Source organism: Nitratidesulfovibrio oxamicus (assembly GCF_015731765.1).
Taxonomy (GTDB): domain Bacteria; phylum Desulfobacterota; class Desulfovibrionia; order Desulfovibrionales; family Desulfovibrionaceae; genus Cupidesulfovibrio; species Cupidesulfovibrio oxamicus.
Genome location: NZ_VRYY01000051.1, coordinates 1 through 8,051, shown reverse-complemented (window position 1 = coordinate 8,051; position 8,051 = coordinate 1). Strand labels below are relative to the sequence as shown.

Here is an 8,051-nt window from a genome sequence, read left to right as displayed (position 1 = left end):
GGCGGCATGCGGCGCGGCGCGCCTGCGGTCCTGCACGGCAAACGGGCGCAAGCCCGCCGGATGGCGGCCCCGCGCCCGCAGGAAGTGACTGTCTACGGGAAGATCTTGTCGATCTTCTGCTTCATGGTCTCTGCGGTGAAGGGCTTGACGATGTAGTTGGACACCCGGGCCTGCACCGCTTCAATGACGTTTTCCTGCTGGGCTTCGGCGGTCACCATCAGGAAGGGCATGTCGGCAAATTCCTCGCTGGCGCGCACCTTGCGCAGCAGTTCGATGCCGGTCATCTGGGGCATGTTCCAGTCGGAGATCACGAACTCTATGCGGTCCTTGTTCAGGATTTCCCACGCGGTGGTGCCGTCGTCGGCTTCCACCACGTTGGTGAACCCCAACTGGCGCAGGATGTTCTTGATGATGCGACGCATGGTGGAAAAGTCGTCCACCACGAGAACGCGCATATTGGTGTCGTAGGGCATTGTGCGTACTCCTGGCCAACGGACGCCGCAATCAGACGGTGCCGTGTTCTCCGTAGTGGTTCCTGAATTCCTTGCGCAGCCTGTTGAGCGCCTGGGAGTGCAGCTGCGAGACGCGCCCCTCGGTGATGCCCATGACCTCGGCTGTTTCGCGCATGTTCAGCTCGTCGCTATAATACAACGACAATACCAGCTTCTCTCGGGGTGTCAATTCGTCGATCAGCCCCGCCACCCGCTCTATGAGCTCCTGCGTTGCCGTAACCTGGAACGGTTCACCGTCTCCCTGCACTCCCGCATCGGGGGCCAGCGAGTCCTGTATGGCGTCCAGCGAAAGGCACAACTGGTTCTGCAACGCCTCCAGCCCCAGCCGTACATCCTTTTGGTCCAGTCCCGTGGCGTCCTGCAATTCCGCCTCGGTGGGGTGACGGCCCTTTTCGTGCTCGATGCGCTGGATTGCCTCGTCCAGTTGCCGCACCCGTTGTCGCAGGCTGCGCGGAAACCAGTCCAGCCGCCGCAGTTCGTCCAGCATGGCGCCCCGGATGCGGCTTTCGGCATACGTTTCGAAGCGGATGCCAAGCTGCGGACGGAACTTGCCCAGCGCCTCCATGAGGCCCAGGGTGCCCGCGCTGATGAGTTCGTTCAACTCCACGTTGCGGGGCAGCTTGGCCTTCAGGCGCAAGGCCAGAAACCGCACCTTGGGTGCGTAGTGCCGGACTATCCGTTCCTGGTCGGCGCGCGGGAAGTCGCCCCAGGCGACAGTTCCCGATTCCAGCGCCTCCCAGGGATTAGTGCCGGAAGAGGAGCTTTTTCCAGAAGAACTTGATGTTTCCATCGAGGCTCGCCGCCACGTCCCACGTTTGTACCGTCCGGGCCACCTCGCGCACCGCCGCGCAGGCCGGGCTGTCCGGCGCCATGACGCAGAAGGGTCGCTGGTTCACCACTGCCTTGCGCACCGCCGGGTCTCGCGGGACAAAGCCCGCGAGATCCAGCGAAACGCCGGAAAGAAAGTGGTCGCAGGCCTTGTACAGCCGGGTGAACATGTCGCGCGCGGTCTGCGCGTCGGGCACCATGTTCACCAGCACCTTGAAATGCTCCACCCCGTGGTTGAGCTTCATCACCTTGATCAGGGCGTAGGCGTCGGTGAGCGACGTGGGCTCGGGGGTCAGCACCACCAACCGCTCCTGGGCCGCCAGGTTGAAATACAGCACGTTGTCGTTGATGCCCGCGCCGGTGTCCACGATCAGATAGTCCACGGCGCCTTCCAGCGCGTCCATGGCCTCCAGCAGTTCCAGCTTCTGGCCGGTGGAAAGCGACAGCATTTCGCTCATGCCCGACGAGGCGGGCAGGATGCGGAAGCCGTAGGGCGTATCGCAGAGTATCTCGGAAAGGTCGACGCCTTCGTGGAACAGGTGGAACAGGTTCAGCTGCGGGGTCAGGCCCAGCACCACGTCCACGTTGGCAAGGCCGAGGTCCGCGTCCAGCAGGACCACGCGCTTGCCTTCCTGCGCAAGGCAGCAGGCCAGGTTGGCGGCGATGTTGGTCTTGCCGACGCCACCCTTGCCGGAGGTAACGGAAAATACCAGGGGAAGATCGGGGCTCATTCGATGCAAGCTCCAGTGGGTGCGTGCGGTGCCGGGCGCGCCTGGCGCGGTCGCCCGTGGATGCCGTGTGCCGCCGGGTATGCCGTCGGCACCGGGACCATGGTTCAGGGCCTTGCGCCGACAGAGGACCGGATGTCCGCCGAAATTCCGTCAGGCCGGATTCCTTCCGACCGGAGTCCGCCGGGCCTGATGCCTGTCTGGCCGACAGTCTGGCCGACAGTCTGGCCGCCGGTTTGGACCGCCGCCCTGGCCGCGGGCCGGGGCTCTGCCTGTGCCGGAGCCTCGCCGGGCAGTTGCCGCTTGAACAGCAGGCGCCACAACGCCGCATCGCTTGCGGCAGCCAGCGAATTGCGCATGCCGGGGCCGTAGGAAAGGGCCGACACGGGCAGGCCGCACGCCGCCGCCACGTTCACCAATGCCCCGAAGGTACAGGCTTCGTCCAGCTTCGTCCAGACAAGGCTGCCCGCCCCTTCGAAGGCATAGCGCGCCAGCAGCGCGGTCATCTGGGCCGGGCCGTGGTGCGGCGGCAGCACCAGGTGCACGGCAACGCCGTTGCCCGCCCCCGCGCCCGAAAGTCCCAGGATCGCCAGTTGGCGGGCCAGGCTGCCGTCGCGCGCAACGCCGGGCAGGTCCACCAGAATGCGGCCCGCATCGGGGCATTCGCGCAGGATGGCCGAGAATTCGGCGGCGGTGGAGGCCTCGCGGTACACAAGACTGGAAAGTTCGGCGTAGTGCTTCAGCAGCAGGCGGCCATGGCCGCGCCCGCAGTCGGCGTTTACCAGCACTATCTTCAGGTCCGGCTTTTCGCGGCGCAGGGCAAGCGCCATGCGCAGCATGGCCGTGGTCTTGCCCGCGCCGAACGGCCCGGCGAACACGTGGGCCCGCTGCGGCCATGCCGCAAGGCCCCAGCCGCGCACGGGCACGATGTCGGCCAGGGCTTCCAGCACCGACGCGCCGGAATCCGCAGCCAGCCTGCGGTGCAGGGTCATGGCCACGCCGTCGTCCACGCCTTCGCGCATCAGGTATTCCAGGGCCACGCGCTGGCGGGGGGTAAGGTCTTCCATGCGCAGGGCGGGCTTCATCAGCGCGAACAGGTGCTCCTTCATCTGGCTCCATTCGCGGTGCCATTCCTCCCAACCGGGGGGAACGGGACCGCCAGGACCGCCAGGCCCCCCAGAGCTGGCGAAACCGGCACGACCGGCCACGCCGGGCGTTGCCGCATGCTCGACGCCCACGCTCATCTCGTGCCACGTCCGGCCCCCCTCGCTGCATTCGCGCGAGGACAGGATGACCGCGTCCGGGCCGAGTTCGGCCTTGATCTTCGCCAGCACCGCCGTCGCGTTCCGGCCTGTGTACGTCTTGATCTGCATCAGAGCATTTCGACCTTGAAGTTGTAACCGTTGCAGAAAAATGCTCTCGGCGCTGACGGCACCGCCCACCTAGTCAAAGGCTACGCTCCCCACGGCCTGCAAGCGGATGTCAGAAGGAATCTCGGCCTGCGAAATGACGGGGACGTTGGGAAGAAAGCGCATCAGCAACTGGGCCAGATGGGGCCGGGCCACGGGCGAGGCCAGGATGACCGGCTGCCCGTCGGTGTTCACGGCGCGCTCCACCGCGTTGTTGACGCGCTGGATGAGCCGCTGGGCGATGCCGGGGTTGAGCGCCAGGTAGTTGCCGCCGTCGGTCTGGCGGATGGCTTCCTGCACGGTCTTTTCCACGGCCTGGTCCAGGGTGACGATGGGCAGGCCGCCCTCGCTGTCCATGTACTGCTTGACGATGGAGCGGGCCAGGCGTTCGCGCACGTACTCCGTCAGGGTGTCGGCGTTCTTCACTGCCGGGCCGTAGTCGGCCAGGGTTTCCGCGATGGTCAGCAGGTCGCGGATGGAAACGTTTTCGCGCACCAGGTTCTGCAGCACCTTCTGCACCGTGCCCAGCGGCAGGATGCCGGGCACCAGCTCTTCCACGGCTTTCGGCGCGTGCTTGGCCAGGTTGTCCAGCAGGCCCTGCACTTCCTGGCGACCCAGGAAGTCGCCCAGGTGGCGCTTGAACACCTCGGTGAGGTGGGTGGCGATGACCGTGGACGGGTCGACCACGGTATAGCCCGCCAGCATGGCTTCTTCCTTCTGCGATTCGGGTATCCACAGCGCGGGCAGGTTGAAGGCCGGTTCGCGCGTCTCGATGCCCCGGATGCGGTGCTTGGCGTTGCCCGGGTCCATGGCCAGGTAGTGGTCCACGAGAATTTCCGCCGAGGCAACCTGGTTGCCCTTGACCAGCACGCAGTACTGGCCGGGCTTCAGTTGCAGGTTGTCGCGCAGGTGCAGCGAGGGCACCACCACGCCCATGTCCAGGGCGAACTGGCGGCGGATGGAGCGGATGCGCGACAGCAGGTTGCCGTTCTGGTCCTCGTCCACAAGAGGGATCAGGCCGTAGCCCACTTCCAGTTCCAGGGTGTCGAGGGGCAGCAGGGTCTGCACTTCTTCCGGCGTATCCAGCGAATCGCCCTTCTTCTTGCCCTTGGCGCCCTTGCCGCCCTTGGCTTCGGCGGCGGCCTCCGCGTCCTGCTTGTCGCCCACCAGGCGCGACATGCCGTACAGGCCCGCGCCAAAGGTCAGGAACGGCAGCGTGGGCAGGCCGGGCACCAGGGCGAACAGCATCAGCACGCCGGACACCAGCTTGAGCGCGCGCGAGTTGTAGGACAGCTGGCCCACGAATTCCTCGCCCATCTTCGCTTCCGCCGCCGCGCGCGACACGATGAGGCCCGCCGCCGTGGAAACGATGATGGAAGGAATGGTGGCCACCAGGCCGTCACCGATGGACAGCAGGGTGTAGGTGGTCAGCGCGTCGCGCCACTCCATGTCCTTCTGGAACACGCCAAGCAGGATGCCGCCGATGACGTTGATCATCGTGATGAACATGCCCGCGTTCACGTCCCCCTGCACGAACTTGCCCGCACCGTCCATGGCGCCGTAGAAGTCGGCTTCCTTGCGGATGTTGGTGCGGCGGGCGGTGGCTTCTTCCTCGTCGATGAGCCCGGCGTTCAGGTCGGCCTCGATGGCCATCTGCTTGCCGGGCATGGCGTCCAGGGTGAAGCGCGCGGCCACTTCGGCGATGCGCGTGGTGCCCGCGGTGATGACGATCTTGTTCAGGATGAACAGGATCATGAAGATGACCGCGCCGATGACGTAGTTGCCGCCCACCACGAATTCGCCGAAGGCCTGGATGACCTGGCCCGCCGCGTCGGTGCCTTCGTCGCCGTGCAGCAGGATGAGGCGGGTGGAGGCCACGTTGAGCGCGAGGCGCAACAGGGTGGTGACCAGCAGCAGGGAAGGGAAGATGGAAAATTCCAGCGGCGAGAGCATGAACATGGAGGTGACCAGGATCACCAGCGACAGCGAGATGCTGAGCGAGAGCAGCATGTCCAGGAAGAACGTGGGCAGCGGCACCAGCATCACGAACAGGATCGTGACGACGCCGCCCGCCAGCAGCAGGTCGCCCTGCTTGGCGAAGCGCTGGTAGTCGATCTTGGGGGCGTATCCTGGTTTGGCAGCCATGTTCTTGACACCCTCCGGAGTGGTCCGGGTTTCGCTTCAGGTTCGCTGCGCGGGGGCTACGACGCGCGCCCCGCCTTGAATTTCCACAGGCTGGCCAGCACGGTGGCCACGGCCTGGAACAGTTCGGCGGGAATCATGTCGCCGACTTCCACCGCTTTATACAAAGCCTGTGCCAGCGGCTTGTTCTCGCGGATGGGCACGCCGTGCTCGCGGGCCACTTCCTTGATCTTCTGGGCCAGGTTGTCCGCCCCCTTGGCCAGCACGATGGGCGCGGGGGCCTCGGTGGCGTCGTAGCGCAGGGCGATGGCGAAGTGGGTGGGGTTGGTGATGACCACGTCGGCCTTTGGCACGTCCTGCAACATGCGCTTGGCCATCATCTGCATCATCTTGCGGCGCTGCTGGGCGCGCACCACCGGGTCGCCCTCGGCCTGCTTGCGCTCGTCCTTGGTTTCGTCCTTGGTCATCTTCAGGTTTTCCTCATAGCTCCAGCGGGTATACCAGAAGTCCGCTATGGCTATGAGGAACATGGGCACCAGGGCGTAGCGCACCATGTCCCACCCGGTTTTCAGCATGTACGCGCCAATGCCCTGGGCGTCGGAGTAGTACAGGGGCAGAAAATTGTGCATCTCGCGCCGGATGATGAGGTACGGCGCAACACCGATGAACAGGGCCTGCAACAGGCTCTTGCCCAGGCGCACGAACGTTTCGGGCGAGGCGAACATGCGCTTCAGCGCCGCAAGGATGTTGAAGCGCGACCAGTTGAACTTGAACACCTCGGTGGTCCACAGCTTACCCACCTGCAACCGCAACACCAGCCACGCCGTGAACCCGATGAACAACATGATGGGCAGCAGCATGGCCGCCAGTTCTCCGGCCAGCCACATGAGCAGCTTGATGACGTTCTGCTGGTTGGGATTGAAGCCGAAGGCGTTGCCCAGGAAATGCCGGAACAGGGTCTGCATGTCCTTGGCCAGGAAGTCGATGTAGAACAAAAGGCCCACCGAGCCCGCCAGAATGGTCAAAGCCTTGGTGAGTTCCTGTGATTTAGGGACATTGCCCTTGTTGCGGGCCTTGTTGCGACGTTTTGGCGTCGCTTTTTCGGTCTTGCTCGGATCGCGCTGCGCCATGGCAGCCCTCCGTCAGGGGTCCGTCCGTGCCCTTCCCGGCGTGCGGGGGGGGCGGAACGGGTGGTCAGCGGTTCAGCAGGGGGCTTGCGGCCTGCAGCAGGTGCAGCATCATGGGGTCCATGCCCACGATGAATTCGCGGATCTTGTCGGCCATGATGGTGAACAGCATGCCGATGAAAACGAAGCCCACGGCGATCTTGAGCGGAAAGCCGATCATCAGCAGGTTCATCTGCGGAGCGGCGCGGGCCATGAGCGCCAGCGCCAGTTCCACCAGGAACAGCGAAACCAGCACCGGTGCGGCGATCTTGACGGCCAGCACGAACATGGAGCCGGACAGGGCGATGATTTCCTGCACCAGCGGGGGGGTAAGCAGCAGGCCACCGGCGGGCACCAGCTCGAAGGTGCGCACGAAGGCCCGCAGCATGTACAGGTGCCCGTCCAGCACCAGAAAGCTGAGCATGGCCACCATGTACAGGAAGTGCGAGGTGATGCTGACGCTGGCCCCGGTCAACGGGTCGGCCAGGGTGATCATGGTGAAGCCCATCTGGGTGGCCAGCAACTGGCCGCCGGTCTGGATGCCCGCGAACAGGAAATGCACGGTCATGCCCAGCATCAACCCCATGACCAGCTCACCCGCCAGCAGCACGATGAGCGAAAAGGGGTGCGCGGGCATCTGCCCGCCCGGCAGGGACACGTGCGGCCACAGCGCCAGGGTGAACACCAGGCACAACGCCGCCTTGACCTGCATGGGCGCCGCGTCGCCCCCGAAAAAAGGCAGCAGGAACAGCACCAGGCTCACCCGCATGAAGGTGAGAACGAAGCTGAGCATGGCGGCTGCATCGAAGGCGAAGATATCCATGCGCGCGGCACAGCAAGATGCGGGCCACGCTGCCGCGCCGGACGGGTGACTGCCTTGGGCCGCAAGGCCTTGGCGGCGGGGGAAGGGACCGGCGGGATGCGCGGCGACGCATACGGCACGGGCGGGGGACGGCTTTGGAGGGGGCCATGGCCAAAAACCCGTCGCGGCGGGCATGCCGCTGCCTACCACCTTTTCCGGCAACCGCGCTGGACACAAGGCCCCTTCGAAGGCATCCTGTGGGCATGCTCGGCACCCCCATGCATTCCGGCGGGGGTGCGCCCAAGCCCCACGGTGAGATCATGCCCGACACTCCAGTACCCGAGACATCAGCGACGCCCCACTCCACAGCCAACCCCGCAGGCGCGGGCGGCCCCGGCTCCCCCGCCCCGCCGCCGCCCCCTTCCGGTCCGGCTGGTTCATCCGGCCGAGTTGGCCCGGCTGGC

Annotated in this window: 7 protein-coding genes; all 7 read right to left on the bottom strand. The window is 65.6% G+C overall.

The genetic code is table 11. From position 1 onward, the window contains the following. Positions 1-92: 92 nt before the first annotated feature. The gene (locus FVW20_RS02495; protein ID WP_012613126.1) at positions 93-473 is read right to left on the bottom strand and encodes a chemotaxis response regulator CheY; all 381 of its coding nucleotides are present in this window, start codon (positions 471-473) and stop codon (positions 93-95) included. A 31-nt stretch (positions 474-504) separates the two neighbouring features. Further along, the gene (locus tag FVW20_RS02490; RefSeq protein ID WP_196608151.1) at positions 505-1,302 is read right to left on the bottom strand and encodes a FliA/WhiG family RNA polymerase sigma factor; all 798 of its coding nucleotides are present in this window, start codon (positions 1,300-1,302) and stop codon (positions 505-507) included. Then, positions 1,256-2,071, bottom strand: coding sequence for a MinD/ParA family protein (locus FVW20_RS02485; protein WP_035067501.1), 816 nt, complete (start codon positions 2,069-2,071; stop codon positions 1,256-1,258). The genes FVW20_RS02490 and FVW20_RS02485 overlap by 47 nt, the downstream gene beginning before the upstream one ends. Positions 2,072-2,175: 104 nt before the next feature. After that, positions 2,176-3,441, bottom strand: coding sequence for a flagellar biosynthesis protein FlhF (locus FVW20_RS02480; RefSeq protein ID WP_196608150.1), 1,266 nt, complete (start codon positions 3,439-3,441; stop codon positions 2,176-2,178). A 69-nt stretch (positions 3,442-3,510) separates the two neighbouring features. Further along, positions 3,511-5,622, bottom strand: coding sequence for a flagellar biosynthesis protein FlhA (gene flhA, locus FVW20_RS02475; protein WP_167123897.1), 2,112 nt, complete (start codon positions 5,620-5,622; stop codon positions 3,511-3,513). Between the two features lie 56 nt (positions 5,623-5,678). Further along, the gene (flhB, locus tag FVW20_RS02470; RefSeq protein ID WP_196608149.1) at positions 5,679-6,749 is read right to left on the bottom strand and encodes a flagellar biosynthesis protein FlhB; all 1,071 of its coding nucleotides are present in this window, start codon (positions 6,747-6,749) and stop codon (positions 5,679-5,681) included. Between the two features lie 64 nt (positions 6,750-6,813). Continuing rightward, positions 6,814-7,608 (bottom strand): flagellar biosynthetic protein FliR, encoded by a 795-nt coding sequence (fliR, locus tag FVW20_RS02465; RefSeq protein ID WP_196608148.1) that lies wholly within the window; start codon positions 7,606-7,608, stop codon positions 6,814-6,816. Positions 7,609-8,051: the final 443 nt, after the last annotated feature.